Origin of the sequence: Streptomyces sp. NBC_01429 (genome assembly GCF_036231945.1) — a bacterium.
Taxonomy (GTDB): Bacteria; Actinomycetota; Actinomycetes; order Streptomycetales; family Streptomycetaceae; genus Streptomyces.
Map to the genome: position 1 here is coordinate 101375 of NZ_CP109599.1, position 17085 is coordinate 118459.

At 72.4% G+C, this 17085-nt stretch carries 17 protein-coding genes; 8 read left to right on the plus strand and 9 right to left on the minus strand.

Annotated features, from left to right (window positions below; all coding sequences use genetic code 11):
* Positions 1–392: 392 nt before the first annotated feature.
* The 4 genes from OG627_RS00485 to OG627_RS00500 all read left to right on the plus strand — a co-directional run bounded on the left by OG627_RS00485 (position 393) and on the right by OG627_RS00500 (position 3045).
* Positions 393–1274 carry a helix-turn-helix transcriptional regulator gene (locus OG627_RS00485; protein ID WP_329060257.1) on the plus strand — a complete coding sequence of 294 codons (882 nt, stop codon included), beginning with the start codon at positions 393–395 and terminating at the stop codon, positions 1272–1274.
* 47 nt (positions 1275–1321) lie between these two features.
* Positions 1322–1459 carry a hypothetical protein gene (locus OG627_RS00490; protein ID WP_329060259.1) on the plus strand — a complete coding sequence of 46 codons (138 nt, stop codon included), beginning with the start codon at positions 1322–1324 and terminating at the stop codon, positions 1457–1459.
* Positions 1456–1584, plus strand: coding sequence for a hypothetical protein (locus tag OG627_RS00495; RefSeq protein ID WP_329060261.1), 129 nt, complete (start codon positions 1456–1458; stop codon positions 1582–1584). Before OG627_RS00490 ends, OG627_RS00495 begins: the two co-directional genes overlap by 4 nt.
* 129 nt (positions 1585–1713) lie before the next feature.
* Positions 1714–3045 carry a jacalin-like lectin gene (locus OG627_RS00500; RefSeq protein ID WP_329072236.1) on the plus strand — a complete coding sequence of 444 codons (1332 nt, stop codon included), beginning with the start codon at positions 1714–1716 and terminating at the stop codon, positions 3043–3045.
* A 191-nt stretch (positions 3046–3236) separates the two neighbouring features.
* Here the strand turns inward: OG627_RS00500 and OG627_RS00505 are convergent, their stop codons facing one another.
* The 3 genes from OG627_RS00505 to OG627_RS00515 form a co-directional block, all read right to left on the minus strand.
* On the minus strand, positions 3237–4490 hold the full coding sequence (locus OG627_RS00505) for a DUF3089 domain-containing protein (protein ID WP_329060263.1): 1254 nt from the start codon (positions 4488–4490) through the stop codon (positions 3237–3239).
* A gap of 141 nt (positions 4491–4631) precedes the next feature.
* Positions 4632–5345 (minus strand): aspartate/glutamate racemase family protein, encoded by a 714-nt coding sequence (locus OG627_RS00510; RefSeq protein WP_329060265.1) that lies wholly within the window; start codon positions 5343–5345, stop codon positions 4632–4634.
* Between the two features lie 5 nt (positions 5346–5350).
* A complete protein-coding gene (locus OG627_RS00515) occupies positions 5351–6850 on the minus strand; it encodes an NCS1 family nucleobase:cation symporter-1 (RefSeq protein WP_329060267.1) in 1500 nt (499 codons plus the stop codon).
* Between the two features lie 145 nt (positions 6851–6995).
* Between OG627_RS00515 and OG627_RS00520 the strand changes: the two genes are divergently transcribed.
* The 3 genes from OG627_RS00520 (at position 6996) to OG627_RS00530 (ending at position 10788) form a co-directional block, all read left to right on the plus strand.
* Positions 6996–7673: a GntR family transcriptional regulator gene (locus tag OG627_RS00520; RefSeq protein WP_329060269.1), complete on the plus strand. Its 678-nt coding sequence runs from the start codon at positions 6996–6998 to the stop codon at positions 7671–7673.
* Between the two features lie 99 nt (positions 7674–7772).
* Entirely contained in the window at positions 7773–9971 is a 2199-nt protein-coding gene (locus OG627_RS00525; RefSeq protein ID WP_329060271.1) for an alpha-galactosidase, read from the plus strand.
* Positions 9972–10008: 37 nt separating this feature from the next.
* Entirely contained in the window at positions 10009–10788 is a 780-nt protein-coding gene (locus OG627_RS00530; protein WP_329060273.1) for a peptidoglycan-binding domain-containing protein, read from the plus strand.
* Between the two features lie 48 nt (positions 10789–10836).
* Here the strand turns inward: OG627_RS00530 and OG627_RS00535 are convergent, their stop codons facing one another.
* Positions 10837–11340, minus strand: a complete 504-nt coding sequence (locus OG627_RS00535) for a hypothetical protein (RefSeq protein ID WP_329060275.1) — start codon at positions 11338–11340, stop codon at positions 10837–10839.
* 299 nt (positions 11341–11639) lie between these two features.
* Here OG627_RS00535 and OG627_RS00540 point away from each other — a divergent pair, with 299 nt between their 5' ends.
* A complete protein-coding gene (locus tag OG627_RS00540; protein WP_329060277.1) occupies positions 11640–12647 on the plus strand; it encodes an alpha/beta fold hydrolase in 1008 nt (335 codons plus the stop codon).
* 35 nt (positions 12648–12682) lie between these two features.
* Here OG627_RS00540 and rocD read toward each other — a convergent pair whose 3' ends face one another.
* The 5 genes from rocD to OG627_RS00565 all read right to left on the minus strand — a co-directional run bounded on the left by rocD (position 12683) and on the right by OG627_RS00565 (position 17084).
* Positions 12683–13927: an ornithine--oxo-acid transaminase gene (rocD, locus tag OG627_RS00545; protein WP_329060279.1), complete on the minus strand. Its 1245-nt coding sequence runs from the start codon at positions 13925–13927 to the stop codon at positions 12683–12685.
* Positions 13924–14745, minus strand: a complete 822-nt coding sequence (gene ddaH / locus OG627_RS00550; protein WP_329060281.1) for a dimethylargininase — start codon at positions 14743–14745, stop codon at positions 13924–13926. Before ddaH ends, rocD begins: the two co-directional genes overlap by 4 nt.
* A 112-nt stretch (positions 14746–14857) precedes the next feature.
* Entirely contained in the window at positions 14858–15394 is a 537-nt protein-coding gene (locus OG627_RS00555; RefSeq protein ID WP_329072238.1) for an Lrp/AsnC family transcriptional regulator, read from the minus strand.
* Positions 15395–15658: 264 nt separating this feature from the next.
* A complete protein-coding gene (locus tag OG627_RS00560; protein WP_329060283.1) occupies positions 15659–16042 on the minus strand; it encodes an SH3 domain-containing protein in 384 nt (127 codons plus the stop codon).
* 112 nt (positions 16043–16154) lie between these two features.
* Positions 16155–17084 carry a phytoene/squalene synthase family protein gene (locus tag OG627_RS00565; protein WP_329060285.1) on the minus strand — a complete coding sequence of 310 codons (930 nt, stop codon included), beginning with the start codon at positions 17082–17084 and terminating at the stop codon, positions 16155–16157.
* Position 17085: the final 1 nt, after the last annotated feature.

Genomic DNA, 17085 nt, shown 5'->3' on the forward strand with positions numbered 1-17085 from the left:
GACGGCATTCCCGGGGCCGGGCAGTGGAGCGAGGCGCTGCCGACTGTGATCCGGACTCTTCGGTAGGCGTTCGACACGCTAGCCACCCGTCGAACCGGGCGGGTAGGAGTGCCACACCCACCCCGAACACCAGCCGCGCCGGTCGACACCGGCCGAGCCTCTTCGCGCTGAGGGCCGGCACACTTCGTTCAGGCGTCAGTGGTGCGACAGCCAGAGCTGCGGGCCGACCCTACGGCCTGCCCAGCCGCGCGTAGCCGTAGTTCCGGCGGCATCGATACGCTGCTCGTGTTGGTCTCGGCGGCGTCGCGTAGCGCGTAACTGGAGCCGGGCAGCCGTGATGGGGCACAGCCTTGTCCCCGAGAAGGCGAACACCACATCCTTATGCTGGTGGCATGAAGGTTTCACAGGGGCGCGGCGGAGGCGAACCACTGGCGGCTTTCCTGCGTGCCAGAAGGAATCGGGTGCGGCCTGAACATCACCAGCTTGTCGCGGGGGCACAGCGCCAGGTGCCCGGGCTGCGGCGAGATGAGGTGGCGCTCCTGGCCGGGATCAGCACCGATTACTACGTGCGCCTCGAACAGGGGAGGGAACGCCGGCCGTCCCCCGCAGTGGTGGAAGGCCTGTGTAAGGCATTGCTACTGGACACCGTCGCGGCGCGTTACCTGCGCGAACTATCTGCCCCGGAGGCTGCCGTGGGCGGGGGCGGCGAGGGCCTCCGCATGGGCACTGATCGCCTGGAGGCAGTGCGCCATCTGCTCGGCGCCATGACGGTACCCGCACTGCTGGTGAACCGATGGCTCGACATCGTGGACAGCAACACACTCGGCGATCTCCTTCACGAAGGGTTGGAGCCCCGGGACAATTACGCCCGCATGGTCTTCCTTGCCCCCGGGGCACCGGCGTTCTTCGCCGAGTGGCCCGAACTCGCCAGTTGCATGGTGGCAGCCCTGCGCACACAGGCCGGCTCCGAGGCGGGGTCGGCCCGTGTGGCAGAGCTTGTGAAGGAGCTGTCCACGTACAGCGCTTTCTTCAGATCCGCCTGGGGCGAGCACCACCTCTTCGAGAAGACGATGGACCACAAACTGTTCCGGCACCCGAGGCTCGGACCGCTCGCACTCGACCAGCACGTCCTGGAACTGCCGGGGAGTGAAGGACACAAGATCTGGGCCTTCCACCCAGCGGACAACGCGACCTCGAATGCCCTGCTCAGCCTGGCACCCCCGGCGCTGCCGTTCGGCCGTCCGAATCCGGAGGCCGTGGAGCCCACGACGTAGGGAGGGAAGCCGCGGGCCGAGCAGCAGCGTGCGAGAGGACCAGCACCATGGCGCCTGATGTGACGATCTCGCGCGGCGTCACCATCGCCGCGCCGCCCTCCGCTGCCTTCGCCGTGATCACCGATCCGCAGCGGCACGCCGACTTCGACGGCTCCGGCTCGGTGAAGAAGTCAGTTTCGGTGTGAAGCGGCTGAGCCTCGGCGCGGAGTTCCGGATGGCGATGAAACTGTTCGGCCTCGGCCATCAGATCACCAACACGGTCAAGGAGTACGACGAGGACCGCCGTATCGCCTGCCGGAACAAGCGCTGAAGAATTCCCCAACTCTCTTGCGTTATAAGTTACTTCACCGTAGACAGTGGTCGTCCGGCCGACGCGGCGCGGACGTGTACGCCCGTCCCCACACCCTCACGGGAAGAGGCCCCCACGATGCGAACCCCGATCCGAAGACTGGCCGGCGTCGTGGCCGCCGGCGCCCTCGCGCTCACCGGCCTGACCGGCGCCGGCGCGGCGCCCGCCGCGGCCGCCGCGGCCGCCGCCGGTGATTCCGGCACGTTCAACGTCCTCACGTACAACATCGCGGGGCTGCCGCTCGGGCTCGGTGACAGCAACCCCGAGGTCAACACGCCGCTCATCGGGCAGCGGCTGGCGCCGTACGGCATCGTCAACGTGCAGGAGGACTTCAACTATCACGCCTCGCTGTACGCGAACGACTCCCATCCGTACCGGACCGCCACCAGTGGCGGCGCGGCGTTCGGTGACGGGCTCAACACCCTCTCCGACCACCCCTTCGAGGACTTCGAGCGGGTCCGCTGGAGCAACTGCACGGGCACGGACTGCCTCACCCCCAAAGGGTTCTCGCTCGCCCGCGTCCGGCTCGCCGCCGGGGTGTTCGTGGACGTGTACAACGTCCACACCAACGCCGACACCACCGACGCCGCGCTCGCCGCGCGCCGCGCCAACATCGAACAGCTCTCCCGTTTCATCAAGAGCTACAGCGACTCCAACGCGGTGATCGTCATGGGCGACACCAACACCCGCTACACCCGCACCGGTGACAACATCCGCACACTCGTCTCGGACAACGGCCTCACCGACGCCTGGGTGCAGCTGGCGCGCGGCGGCTCGGCCCCGGCCGCCGGAAGCGACGCGCTGGTCTGCGACGCGCTCGCGCCGGGCGACGACTGCGAGGTGGTGGACAAGGTCCTCTACCGGGGCGGCCCGCTGCTGAAGCTCACCGCCACCCGCTACGCCAACGAATGGCGCGGGTTCCTCGACTCGGCGGGCAAGCACCTGTCCGACCACTACCCGCACTCCACCGCCTTCAGCTGGTCGCTGCCGGCCGACCGCCGCGCCTCCGACCGTATCGGCGGGCCGCACGGCACCGCCTTCAACGACGCCGGCGCCCTGCCCGCCGCCCCCGAGCCCCGCACCCTCACCCTGCGCGGCGGCGCCCGGCTCGACGGCCTCACCCTCGCACTCGACGGGGGTACGGTCCTCGGTCACGGCGGCGCCGGTGGCACCGCCGCCTCCCTCACCCTGGCCTCCGGCGAACACCTGACCTCGGTCACGCTCACCCAGGGCCAGAAGGACGGGCGTACCCGGATCTTCTCCGCCGCGTTCGGCACCGACAAGGGACGCACCCTGGCCACCGGCTCCCCCACCTCGGACGCCGTGACGTACACCGCGCCCACGGGCTGGCGGATCAGCGGCTTCACCGGGCGCTCGGGCGACGAGATCGACAAGCTCGGCGTCATCTACACCCCGAAGTAGGCGCCCCGAACCACCGCGCACCGGCCCGCACCGGCTCCCGTCGAGGGCTTTACGGCTCTCGGCGGGAGCCGGTGCGCGTCCCGGTCGGTCCCCTCAGCCCTCGCGCTCCGCCAGCCAGGCTCCGGCCTGGACGGTGGCCAGCCGGACCAGGTCCCCCAGGGCCACGTTGAAGTCCGCCACGTGCAGCCCGGTCAGGCTGGTGGGGGCGGAGGCGGGAAAGGCGGAGAGGTCGCCGCCGATCTGGAGCCAGTCGGCGCTGCCGCCGGAGTCGGTGGCGTGGACGCACTCCCCGCTGATGGCGGCCGGGTGGTGGGCGAAGCCGGTGGGCAGGTCGGGGAGGCGGTATCCGCCGAGGGGGACGGTGAGGTGCCCGTTGGGCAGCAGCGCGTTGCCGCCGACGAGCCGCCGGGTGGGCATGTGCAGATCGAGGGGGACCCGCGCGTCGGCGGGCTCGCCGCGCAGCAGCGCCGCCGGTTGACGCAGACGGCGCGATGGCCCGGCCGCGCCGTCCGGCCCATCGCGACCGGGAGGGAACCGTCGGGCAGGGCGTACGAGGAGTACGAGACGACGCAGCCGGTGGGCATCGGCTCGCCCGCGCCCCGGTGGCAGGCGGGGATGTGCTGGAACGTCGAGTCCGGGTCGAAGCCGCCTCCCGAGTCCCGGCCCTCGGGGACCTCCACATTGCCGCCGAGCAGGATCGCGGAGACCAGCCGGCTCCGCACCTCGGCGTCGCCGTCCACGCGCTGCGCCATCATCGCGGCGGCCGTCGCCGTGCCCTGGGAGTGTCCGAGGACGACCACTCCGCGGCGCTCACCGGTCCTCGGGTCCCGGTTGTCGTGGGCCCAGTAGTCGTCCCAGGCGTCGCGGATGTCCATCGTGGCGGTGGAAAGATCGGTGTCCGTGCCGGTGAGGATCCCCGCGAGCAGCCCGGTGAGCGGCACTTGGCGGTAGACCGGCACGAACAGCCGGCACAGTCCGGCGAAGCGGGCGGCCTGAGTGAGGGTGACGGCCTGGTGGGCGTCCTGGCGCGCGGGCGGCAGGCTGCCGGTCTGGAGCAGCGGATTGGCCAGCAGGTCCACCGTGGGATAGGCGTAGAAGCAGTCGACGGGCGGCGCGCCGGTGACGGTGAAGGGCACCCGCTCGCGGCTTCCGTCGGCCGCGATCCTGGTGTCGTCCAGCAACCGGGTGGCGCCGCCGGGATAGCGGGTGACCAGTTCCCCGTCCGGGGTGCCGGGCCTGCCGTCCGCGTCCTGCCCGCAGGCGTTGCCGGCCATGCCGGGCTTGCAGAGCCAGACAGTATGGTCCAGCGGCCGCGCGGCCGTGGCGGCGGCCCCGGCCGTCGCGGTGTCGGCGGGCAGGGCCCGCGCGCTCGTGGCCGGCAGGACGAGGGCGAGCACGGCGGTGACGGGGACCAGGAGTCTTCGGGCAACGTCCTTGCGGGGCATGGGTGTTCCCTTCGGTGGCCGGGCCACCATGCTCTCCTCGCTCCGGCCTCCCCCTTCCCGTTTCCTCGATCCCGACCGGAAGCGACCGTTTGCGCCCGCCGCGCGACCACGGATGACCGGCGGGCAGCCCCCGTCCGTACCTCACGCGGGCGCGGACCAGGAGCGCCCTTTGGGCAGCGGGCGGGCGTAGCCGCCGGTACGGCTGGTGGCGAGGTCCAGCGCGATCAGGGACTCGGCGAGTTTCACGGCGGCGCCGACGCCGTCGACCACGGGCATCCCGAGCCGCTCCCCCACCGTGCGCTGGAGCCCGGTCATGCCCGCGCAGCCGAGGACCAGGACCTCGGCTCCGGCGTCCCTGGCCCGGGCGGCTGCGGTCAGGAACGCCTCGGTGGTGCGGCGTTCGTCGCCGAGGTCGAGGACGCCCAGTCCGGTGCCGACGACGGCGGCGCAGTTCTGGGCGACGCCGGCCGTGTGCAGGCTGTCCTCGATCTGGCCGCGCGTGCGGTCGAGGGTGGTGACGACGCCGTAGCGCCGCCCCAGCAGGCAGGCCAGGTGGGCGGCGGCCTCGGTGATGTCGATGACGGGCGCCTCCACGAGTTCCCTGGCTCCCTCGCGGCCGTGCTCGCCGAACCCCGCCATCACCACGGCGTCGTACGGCTCCCGGTAGCGGCGCAGGGTGTCGAGGACCGCCGCCGCGGAGAGATAGCTGTCGAGCCATCCCTCCGCGGACTCGGGTCCCCAGGCCGGGGTGAGACCGGTGATCGTGGTGCCCGGGGCGGCGGCGGCCCTGGCGCCGCGCACGATCTCGTCGGTCATCGTCCGAGTGGTGTTGCAGTTGGTGACGACGATCCGCACGCCGCTCAGACCTCCGCGCTCTCGGCGGCCACCGGCGGGGCGGCCACGGGCTCCTCGGCCGCGGACACGGCCCGTTCCGTACGGCAGAGCAGTGCGTAGAGCGCCGCCGACACGGCCGTGCCGATGAACCAGGAGTAGGCGGCGACGTCGCCGAACGACGGTACGAGCGCGAGCACTCCGGCGACGGCGGCCGACGGCAGGAACGCCTGGAGCGCCTTCGGGTTGAAGCCCTTGCGGTAGTAGTAGCGGGAGTCCGTCCCGGCGTCGAAGAGCTGGTCGACGTCGATCCGGCCGCGCTTCACCCAGTAGTAGTCGACCATGATCACGCCGAACAGCGGTCCCAGGAAGGCGCCGAGGCCGCCGAGGAAGTAGTTGACCACGGCGGGGTTGGAGTAGAGGTTCCAGGGCGTGACCAGCAGGGCGGCGACGGTGCTGATCAGTCCGCCGACCTTGAAGCTGATCTTCTGCGGCCAGACATTGGCCAGGTCGTACGCGGGTGAGACGAAGTTGGCGACGATGTTGACGCCCATCGTGGCGATCGCGAAGGTGAGCGCCCCCAGCACCAGCACCCAGGTGTTGCCCGCCTCGGCGACGAGGAGCGCGGGGTCGGTGATCGCCTCGCCGAAGACCTCGATGGAGCCGGCCGTGACGATGACGGAGACGATGACGAACGCCGTCGAGTTGATGGGCAGGCCCCAGAAGTTGCCGCGCCGGACGGTCCGGTAGTCGGGTGCGAAGCGCGAGAAGTCGCAGAAGTTGAGCATCAGCGTGCCGTAGATCGACAGGATGAGGCCGATCGCGCCGAACCACTGGGCGAACTGCTTGCCCGTGGAGACGGGGTGCGGGGTGGAGGTGAGCGAGATCGACCAGCCGGCCTTCGCGAGGATCCATACGGCGAGCACGATCATCACGAGCCAGATCGCCGGGCCGCAGAAGTCCTGGAACTTACGGACCGACTCCATGCCCTGGCTGATGATCAGCGCCTGGACCACCCAGAGGACCAGGAACGACGTCCAGCCCAGCGCGTCGAGCCCGAGGAAGGAGTGGCGCGTCCAGGAGACGAGGTCGGGTATCGCCGCGAGCAGCATCACGTTGACCGCGACGGAGGCCAGATAGGTCTGGATTCCGTACCACATGATGGCGATGACGGCCCGGATCAGGGCGGGGATGTTGGCTCCCCATATCCCGAAGCTGATGCGGCTGACCACGGGGAACGGGACGCCGTGCCGCTGGCCGATGCGGCCCATCATGTTCATCCCGAGATAGATGAGGACGAAGCCGACGAGCAGCGAGGTGAAGACCTGCCAGACGTTCATGCCGAGCACCAGCAGCCCGGCGGCGAAGGTGTAGTTGCCGAGGTTGTGGACGTCGGACATCCACAGCGCGAAGAGGTCGAAGACCTTCCACTTGCGGGTGGTGGCGGGCGCCAGGTCTTCGTTGGTGAGCCGGGGATCGGGGACGAACGCGGCGGTGCCGGTGGTCTCGGCACGGTCGGCGAGGGACACGGGGCCTCCCGGTGGGGGAAATGGGGGCGCGACTTTGGTATACCAAAGTCGCGCCCCATGGTCGACCCCTCGATCACCACCGATCGTGTCCCGGCGGTTACGGCCCGGTAAAACAACCACCGCCCCGGTCGGGGATCATGGGGACATGACGACCGCCGAACCGCTGGGAGCCGTACGCGAGCGTGTGCTCGCCGGACTGCGGCAGGACATCATCGCCGGACGGCTGCGCCCCGGCGACCGGCTCGTCGAGCGCGAACTCGCCGAGCGCTTCGACGTCTCCCGGGTCCCGGTGCGCGAGGCGGTCCGGGCGCTGGTCGCCGAGGGCTTCGTGCTGTTCGAGACCCCGCGCCGCGCGGTGGTGCGCCGGCTGACGGTCGGCGACGTCGACGAACTCTTCGAGCTGCGCGAGGCCCTGGAGGTGTACGCGGCCGGTCTCGCCGCCGAGCGCGCCGGCCGCGAGAGCCTCGCCGCGCTCGCGGAGGTGCTGGAGCGGGCCGCCGCAGCCACCCGGGCGCTGGACGCCGAACGGATCACCGACCTCAACACCCTCTTCCACGACCGCGTCCTGGCCATGGCGGGCAACAGCCTGCTGATCTCGGTGATGGAACCGGTCGGCGGACGGCTGCGCTGGCTGACCCGGCGCAACGAGCAGTGGCCCAGGCAACTGGCCGAACACCGCGCCCTGTACGAGGCCATCGCCTCCGGCGACCCGGCACGGGCGCGCGCCGACGCCCTCGCCCATGTACGGGCCAACCACCGGGCCACCGTGCGCGAGCTGTTCGGCGAGCAGCCGTCCGATTCCGGCGGGCCGGCGGACGAGTGAGACCTACGACGAATCCATCCTGTGCGTGACGACTCCATCCTGTGCATACGGCACATGGCGTACGACCATCGGGCAGGACCAGCAGCTAAGGGGAACCGCATGACCCGCACCACCGCGCGGACCGTCCATCTGCGCGCGGCCGGAGTGAGCTTCGTCGTCGAACTCGGCGATCCGCTGCCGCGTGTTCTGCACTGGGGCGAGGATCTCGGAGAGCTGACGGACGACGACCTCGCCGCGCTGTGTCTGACCGCCGAGGCCGCCGTGCTCAACAACGCGCCGGACGGCCCGAGACGGTTCACGGTCTGGCCGACCCAGGCCGACGCCTGGTCGGGCACCCCGGCGCACCAGGGGCACCGGGGCGGCGTCGCGACCACCCCGCGCGTGCGGCTGACGGAGGCTCGGGAGAGCGCGGACGAGCTGGTGCTGCGGCTCACCGACCGGATCAGCGACCTCGACATCACGCTCTCCTACCGGCTGGACCGGTCGGGGGTGCTCAGTGTCGCCACCCGGCTCGCGCGCCCCCTCGGCGCCGGTGGCCGGGACGCGGCGGACGACGGGACACCGTACGACCTCGCCGGCGTGACCACCCTGCTGCCGTTGCCGGGACGCGCCGACGAGGTACTCGACTTCACCGGCAAGTGGTGCCGGGAGCGGTCGCCGCAGCGCGGCCGGCTCGGGTTCGGCGCCCATGTGCGCGAGACGCGCCGGGGCCGGTCGGGGCAGGACTCCCCCTATCTGCTCACCGTCGGTGTGCCCGGCTTCGGATTCCGCTCGGGCGAGGTGTGGGGCCTGCATGTGGCGTGGAGCGGGGACCAGCGCTGGCTGGCCGAGCGCCTTCCGGAGGGGGCCGGGGTGCACGGGGCGGTCCTCGGCGGCGGCGAGCTGCTCGCGCCCGGAGAGATCCGGCTCGCGCCCGGGGAGAGTTACACGGCGCCCGTCTGCCACTTCGTCTGGTCCGACGCGGGCCTGGACGGCCTCGCCGACCGCTTCCACACCCTGCTGCGGGCGCGGCCCGGGCATCCGTCGAGTCCGCGTCCGCTGACGCTGAACACCTGGGAGGCCGTCTACTTCGACCACCGCCTGGACCGGCTGCTGGAGCTGACCGACCTGGCGGCGGCGACGGGGGTCGAGCGCGTCGTCCTGGACGACGGCTGGTTCTCCGGCCGCCGCGACGACACCTCCGGGCTGGGCGACTGGACCGTGGACGAGACGGTGTGGCCGCAGGGGCTGGGACCGCTCGCCGACCGGGTGCACGGCCACGGCATGCAGTTCGGGCTGTGGTTCGAGCCGGAGATGGTCAACCTCGACTCCCGGCTGGCCAGGGAGCATCCGGAGTGGATCCTCGGCCCGTACACCGCCGGGCTCGGCCCGAGCGCGCGCCACCAGTACGTGCTGAACGTCGCCGACGACGGCGCCCGGGAGTATCTGCTGACCTCGCTGGACGCCCTGGTCTCCCGGTACGCGGTGGACTATCTGAAGTGGGACCACAACCGCGATCTGCACGAGGCGGTGTGCCAGGGCGCGGACGGGGCTGACCGGCCCGGCGTGCACGCGCAGACGCACGCCGTGCACCAGTTGCTCGACGCCCTGCGGGAGCGCCATCCCGGCCTGGAGATCGAGAGCTGCTCCAGCGGCGGCGGCCGGGTCGACCTCGCGATACTCGCCCGCACGGACCGGGTGTGGGCGTCGGACTGCAACGATCCCGTCGAGCGTCAGACCATCCAGCGCTGGACGGGTCAGCTGCTGCCGCCCGAGCTGATCGGCACGCATGTGGGCGCGGAGCGCAGTCACACCACCGCGCGCACCAACGACGCGTCGTTCGGCCGGATCACCGCGCTGTTCGGGCACGCCGGCATCGAGGACGACCTCACCGCGCGCACGCCGGAGGAGCTGGCGGATCTGCGGCGGTGGGCCGAGCTGTACAAGGAGCTGCGGCCGCTGCTGCACAGTGGCCGGGTGGTGCGCGCGGATCCGGCGGACGAGGCCACCGTGCTGCACGGGGTGGTGGCGCTCGACGCGGGCTCGGCGCTCTACTGCTGGGCCCGGCTCGCCACGTCCCCCGACGGCCAGTCGGGGCGCGTCCGGCTGCCCGGACTGGATCCGCGCGGGCGCTACCGGGTGCGGATCCGTACCGAGGCGGGCCTTCCGGCACTGCATCAGATCGCCGGCCCCGCGTGGTTCTCGGCGGCGCTGGAGGGCTGGGTCGCGCTGCCCGGCGCGGTGCTCACGGGCGCGGGGCTGCCGATGCCGACGCTCAACCCCGGTCAGGCGCTGCTGATCGAGATCGGGAGCCGGTGACCGGGGCTCCGACCAGCCATTGCGCGGATTCGCACACATGTCTGGCGCGGGCGCGGTAGCGTCCCGTATCCAGCCGACCGGCACCTCGGCGGCGGCCGGACAGGAGGAGTGCACGCAGATGACCGGATCCTCCGAGCAGCGCCCGCCGGCCCGGCGCGGAGTGCTCGAACCGACCCATGTCATGCGGCCTAGGCGGCCGAAGCCGCTGTCCGACTTCGGTGACCTCTTCCGCCCGGAGGGACCGGAGGACGGACGGGGCGAGGGCTGGGAGCGGGTGGCGGTGGCCGGTCCGGGCGCGGCCCAGGACGCCCAGGAGACCGAGGAGTTGCCGCCCGTCCCGCCGCAGGTGCCGCCCGCCACCGCGCGCGGGGCGCTGCCCGGCGGGCCGCCCCGCGCGGACGGACGGCGATGGAGCGGCAGGGCCACGGCGCTGGTCGCGGTGGCCGGGGCGGCGGTGGCGGGGTTCGCCGCCGCGCTGCTGCTCACCTGGAACGGTACGCAGGAGGAGCCCCCGGCCACCGCGCCGCCGCCGGCCACCGCCTCGACGGCCCCAGAGGCGCCGGCCGACCCGGCGCCGGGGGTCCCGGGCGCCGGGGTGCTGCGGCAGGGGGACAGCGGCCCTGAGGTGCGCGAGGCGCAGGAGCGGCTGCTGCGCATCCCCGACGTGTACGCGGGCGGCAGCGTCGACGGGGTCTACGACACCACGTTCACCGAGGCCGTCGGCCGCTTCCAGCTCTGGTACGGCATCCGGGGCGACGAGACCGGCGTGTACGGCGAGAACACCCGCCGCGACCTGGAGTCCCGTACCGGCTCCTGACCCGCCGGCGGCCCCCGCCGCAGCCGCCGAGCCGTGACACCGGCGCCGTCAGTCCTCCCGGTCGTCCCGTTCGCTCCGGTCAACCCGCTCGTCGGGCTGCTCGGGCAGCATGCCGCTGGCTCTGGCGATGCCGTCGAGCGCCGCCTCGTCCTTCTTGCGCCGGTCCGCCTTGGCGTCGAGTTCGTCGCGCATGGTGCGCAGCCGCTCGGGGTCGGCGGCCACCTCGGGCGGTACCAGGGTCAGGGCGCCGCTGGTGTGTTCGCCGTCGCCGAGATCGGCGACGACATGGTCGGCCCGGTCCTCGTGACCGGGCCGCAGCGCGCCGATGAGCCCCATGATGTTGAGCATCTCGCGCTGCACGTCGCGGGTGAACAGCTTCTTCTCCTCGTCGTCCATCCGCAGGCGCACCGTTCCGCCGCCGTTCTCGGCCCACATGCGGATGACGTCCATGAGGAGCCGGTACTGCGGCTCGGGCATCCTGGCCTTGAGCGTCTCGATGTAGAGCCCGAGCCGCAGCCTCGGTAGGTCCTGGGCGGGGCTGTCGTCGTTCACGGGTCCTCCCGGGGCCGGGCCGACTACGTCGGGGAGGCGGCGGCCCGCGATCGCGTCCGTACCTCCCCCTCGCACGAGCAGTACCCCGTTCGGCGGACGGGGGAACGGACGGCCGGGGGCCGATCCGGGGCTCGCCGTCCCGCCACCGGTTTGCCGGACCGGCAAATCCGCTTGGCCGGGCGCGGACCCGCGATCATGATCGGAGCGCGGGCGGCCGACGGGCACTGGGCACCACCGGGCGGGCGGCCGGCCGCGTGGACCCCCTGTCACGACCGTCCGGCCCTTCCCGAGGAGTACGTATGCCGCACCACCCCAGCACCTCGTCCACGCCGACGCCCGACGGCGCCCGGCACCGGCTGGTCCCTGTGCCGGGTGGCCGTATCCACCTGGTGGAACAGGGCACGGGGCCGTTGGTCCTGCTGGTCCACGGGTTCCCCGAGTCGTGGTACTCGTGGCGCCACCAGCTGCCGGTGCTCGCGGCGGCGGGGTATCGCGCGGTCGCCGTGGACGTGCGCGGCTACGGGCGCTCGTCGAAGCCCGCCGATGTGGCCGAGTACCGGATGACGCGCCTCGTCGAGGACAACGTGGAGGTCGTACGGGCCCTCGGCGCCGGGACCGCGACGGTCGTGGGCCACGACTGGGGCTCCGGCATCGCCGCCAACAGCGCGCTGCTGCGGCCCGACGTCTTCACGGCCGTGGGGCTGCTCAGCGTGCCCTACGCGCCCCGGGGCGGGCCGCGTCCGACCGACACGTTCGGCATGATCGACGGGCCGGGCGAGTTCTACGTGAGCTACTTCCAGGAGCCGGGCCGGGCCGAGGGCGAGATCGAGCCGGATGTCCGGGGCTGGCTGGCCGGGTTCTACGCCGCGCTGTCGGCCGACACCATGGGGAACGTCGGCGCCGGCGGCATCCACTTCGTACCGGAGGGCGGCAGGATGCGCGACCGGTTCGCCGCCGACCCGCTGCCCAGCTGGCTCACGGAGGCAGATCTGGAGGTGTACGCGGCGGAGTTCGAGCGGACCGGGCTGACCGGGGCGCTGGGCCGCTACCGCAACGTGGACCGGGACTGGGCGGATCTCGCCGCCCTCGACGGTGCGCCGATCACCCAGCCCTCGCTGTTCATCGGCGGGACGCTGGACCCCTCCACGGCCTGGATGGCGGACGCCATCGCGGCCTATCCGGCCACCCTGCCCGGTCTGGTCTCCTCCCACCTGCTCGAAGGCTGCGGGCACTGGGTCCAGCAGGAGCGGGCCGAGGAGGTCGGCCGGCTGCTGCTGGAGTGGCTGCGCGCGCTGCCGTCCGGCTGATCGCGGCGGCCCGCCGAAGCGGGCCGCCGGGGTGATCAGCCGAGCACGCGGGCGAGCGCGTCCAGCGCGGACTCGATCTCCTCGCCGGTGATGGTCAGCGGCGGAGCGAACCGGATGGTGGAGCCGTGGGTGTCCTTCACCAGGATGCCTTCCCCGGCCAGGCGTTCGCTGATCTCACGGCCCGTGCCGACGGCCGGGTCGACATCGACGCCGGCCCACAGGCCGCGGCTGCGGTAGCTCGTCACACCCTTGCCCACCAGGGAGGCCAGACCGGCGTCGAGGACCGTGCCCAGCTCCCTGGCGCGCCGCTGGTACTCACCGGTTTCGAGCAGCGCGACCACGGCGGAACCGACCGCGGCGGCCAGCGGGTTGCCGCCGAAGGTGGAGCCGTGCTCGCCGGGGTGCAGAACGCCCAGGACGTCACGGTCGGCCAGCACCGCGGAGACGGGCACGATGCCGCCGCCGAGCGCCTTGCCCAGGAGCAGCATGTCGGGGTGCACGTTCTCGTGCTGGACGGCGAGGGTCGTGCCGGTGCGGCCCAGTCCCGACTGGATCTCGTCGGCGATGAACAGGACGTTTGTGCGCCGGGTGAGTTCGCGTACGCCCGTGAGATAGCCGTCGGAGGGGATGATGACGCCCGCCTCGCCCTGGATCGGCTCGATGAGGACGGCCGCGGTGTTCTCGTCGATCGCCGCTTCGAGGGCCGCGAGGTCGTCGTAGGGCACGATCCGGAAGCCGGGGGTGAACGGGCCGAAGCCGCCGCGCGCCACCTCGTCGTCGGAGAAGCTGACGATGGTGGTCGTCCGGCCGTGGAAGTTCCCGGCGGCCACGATGATGGTGGCCCGGTCCTGGGCGACGCCCTTGACCTCGTACGCCCACTTGCGGGCGACCTTGACGGCGCTCTCCACCGCCTCGGCGCCGGTGTTCATCGGCAGGGTCATCTCCAGCCCCACCAGCGCGGACAGCGACTCGGCGAATGCGGCGAGCCGGTCGTTGTGGAAGGCCCGGGAGGTGAGGGTGACCTCGTCGAGCTGGCGCTTGGCCGCCTCGATCAGCGCGGGGTGCCGGTGGCCGAAGTTGAGGGCCGAGTAGCCGGCCAGCATGTCGAGGTAGCGGCGCCCCTCGACGTCCTCGACCCACGCGCCCTCGGCGCGGGCGACGACCACGGGCAGCGGGTGGTAGTTGTGCGCGAGGGCGGCCTCGTCGGCGCGGATCAGCTCCGCCGACGTACGCGGCGCGGCGGTGGCGGCGGTTACGGGGGCGGCAGCGGTGTACGTCATGGGGTACGGACCTCCTGGGTGCAGCACTTGATTCCGCCGCCCGCCTTGTGGAACTCGGACAGGTCGACGGGGACGGGGACATATCCGTGCCGGGCGAGGCCGTCGATGAGGCCGGTGGCGCGCGGCGAGATGAACACGTGGCGTCCGTCGGAGACGGAGTTCAGCCCGAAGGCCATGGCGTCGTCCGCGGTGGCGGTGACGGCGTCGGGGAAGAGGCGGCGCAGGACCTCGCGGCTCCCGGGCGAGAACGCCTCGGGGTAGTAGGCGACGTTCTCGTCGTCCAGGGCGAACAGCGCGGTGTCCAGGTGGTAGAAGTACGGGTCGGTGAGGTGGAGGCTGACCGTGGGGACGCCGAAGAACTCCTGCGCCTCCTGGTGCGCGGGAACCGTCGTACGGAATCCGGTGCCCGCCAGGATCAGTCCGGCGACGGGGACGAGATCTCCCTCCCCCTCGCAGACCGGGCCGGGCTCGGGTTCGTGCACGTCGAAGCCCGCCGCCTTGAACCAGGTCGCGTACGCGGCCGATTCGGGCTGCCGCTGCACGGCGTGGAACCGGGCGCGCAGGACCTTGCCGTCGAGGACCAGCGCCGCGTTGGCGGCGAACACCATGTCGGGCAGGCCGGCGACGGGGTCGGCGCTCTCCACGGTGTGGCCGGCCTCGCGGTAGGCGCGCACCAGCGCGTCCCACTGGGTACGGGCCAGGACGGTGTCGACCGGCGCGTTCTCGCGCATCCAGGGGTTGATGGCATACGTGACGTCGAAATGCGTGGGCGCGCAGGTGAGATAGCGCCGGGGACGTGACACGCGTACGGGCGGCACGCGGCTCTCCTCTCGTTGCCGGGGGATGTTCTCAACGATAGGAACCGCGGGTGGTGGCAGCCAAGGATCAAGGATTGCGTGTACGCGCAAGAGTGTTGCGTGGTGGGGCCATTCAGCGGCTGATCGTTCCATTCGGCGGTGTGCCGGGCTGATCGGCGGGCGGCACGGCCGGGAAATCGGCGGGGGAACCGGCCTCGGGGCTGTTGGGCAGCAGATGCGTCAGGACGATGAAGCTGTTGGTCCTGGTGACGAACGGCTCGGTCCTGATCCGCTCCAGCACCTCCTCGAAATGCTGGATGTCGGCGGCCCTGATGTGCAGCAGCGCGTCGGCTCCCCCGGTCACGGTCACCGCCGCCACGACCTCGGGGTAGGTGCGCGCGACCTCGGCGATGCGCCGGGGCGGGGCCGCGGCGTCGCAGAAGATCTCGACGTACGCCTCGGTGCGCCAGCCGAGGGCGGAGGGCCGCACGATGGTGGTGAAGCCGGTGATCACTTCATGGTCGCGCAGCCGGTCGACGCGCCGTTTGACGGCGGGCGCCGAGAGCCCGATCGCCTGGCCGATCTCGGTGAAGCTGGTCCTGGCGTTGGCGACGAGCGCGGCGAGGATCCGCCGGTCGAGTTCGTCGAGCACCGGCTGCTGGTACGGCATGGGAGCCTCCGCCTCGTGGTCGCGCACGCAGTGATCGTAAGCCCAGGTGCGGGGCGGTCCGTACGGGCGTCGGCGCGACCGGCCGGTCCAAGGCGCGGCGCGGACGGGCCACTTCGCCCCGTGCGGCCGGGCGGACCCGCGGGGGGGGCGGCCCGGGTGGTGCCGACGGCGCCCGCCGGCGCCGCGGTCACCACCCGGGCCGCTTCCGGATCCTGGCGGGCTCGCCCGCGCTGACCGGCACGACCGTCGGCGTGGAGCGGGGACTCAGCGGCGGCAGAAGTCCACGGGCGCCAGGTTCTGCACGTAGCGGGCGGCGACATAGCCGGTCCAGCCGTCCCCGAGCCGGTACCAGAGGTCATTGCCGTCCACGTTCTCGCCGCGGACCTTGCAGGACAACGGGACGACGGCGCCCGGCTGGAGGACGCCCAGGGACGGCGAGCCGCTCGTCGCCCGCTCCCGGATGTGCAGCGGGAGCCGGGAGACGACCTTGCCCTTGGGCAGGGCCGCGGGCGCGGCGGCGACGAGCCCCGTGGCGGTGTCGGGAGTGCCGTCCGCGAGGGCGGGGGTGGCGGCGAGGGCTCCAGATCCGGCGATGAGGGCGGCGGCGAGGACGGCGGTGACGCGGTGGTTGATGCGGAGCTTGTGCACGATTGCCTCTTTCCCTTTTGGGTGTTACCTCCTTATGACATGGCCAACGTCGCGTTCGCCAGACTGAAACGGCATCCTCACCCGGATGAGGCATTTTTCCGTTACGGGCCGCTCATCCGCCGGAACCGGCCACCGGGACCGTCCGGCGGTGGCGCCGCAGGATGGCGACGGCCGCCGGGATCCTCGGCCGTACGCCGGCGCGCAGCAGCCGGGACCCGTGCGCCTGCGCCTCCTGGAGCAGGTGGGCGTACACGTCGAGTTGGGCCGCGATCATGGGCGCGTAGAGGGCGGGGACACCGGCCACGGCGGGCCTGGCCGCCGCGAGGTCGGCCCAGCACTTGGCGGCGGTACGGGACAGCAGCGCGCGCACCCGGACGGTGGCGCGCCCCTGCCGCAGCTCGTCCGGACCGACCCCGGCGGCCCGCAGGTCGGAGCGCGGCAGACAGACCCGGCCCGCGCGGAGATCCTCGGCCAGATCGGTCAGGAAGTCGATCCGCTGGATCGGTACGGCGAGCAGCCGCACGCTCTCCCGCAACCGCTCGTCGGACTCCTCGGGCCCGGCGAGGACGGCGCCGATCAGCATCAGTCCGGGCAGGACGTACTCGTCGACGTAGGCCAGGAAGTCGGGCTCGCCGGCGAAGCCGGTGAAGTACAGATCGGCCGGGGCCGCCCGGAAGAAGTCGTCGACGCAAGCGGCCAGTCGCGGATGGGCGCGGACGGTGTGCCACAGCGGCGCGAGGTCGCCGGCGGGGGCGCTCGGGGAGTCCAGCGCGCCGCGCACCCGCGCCTCGTAGCGCGCGAACCGGGCGGCCCGCACCTCGACGGGCGCCCGGCCGTCCTGGTCGAGCAGTTCGTCGCAGGTGTGCATGAACGACACAGCGGCCACCACGTGCACCGCCGTCGCGGGCGGCAGCAGCAACCGCAGGGCGGCGTACTGGGCGGGCGCGTAGCGGGCCAGTCGCGTCGCCTGCCGCGTGTAGCTCTCACGCAGCCCCGGTTCGCGCACTCCGGCCTCCGTCAGCCCGCGCCGCCAGCCGTTCATG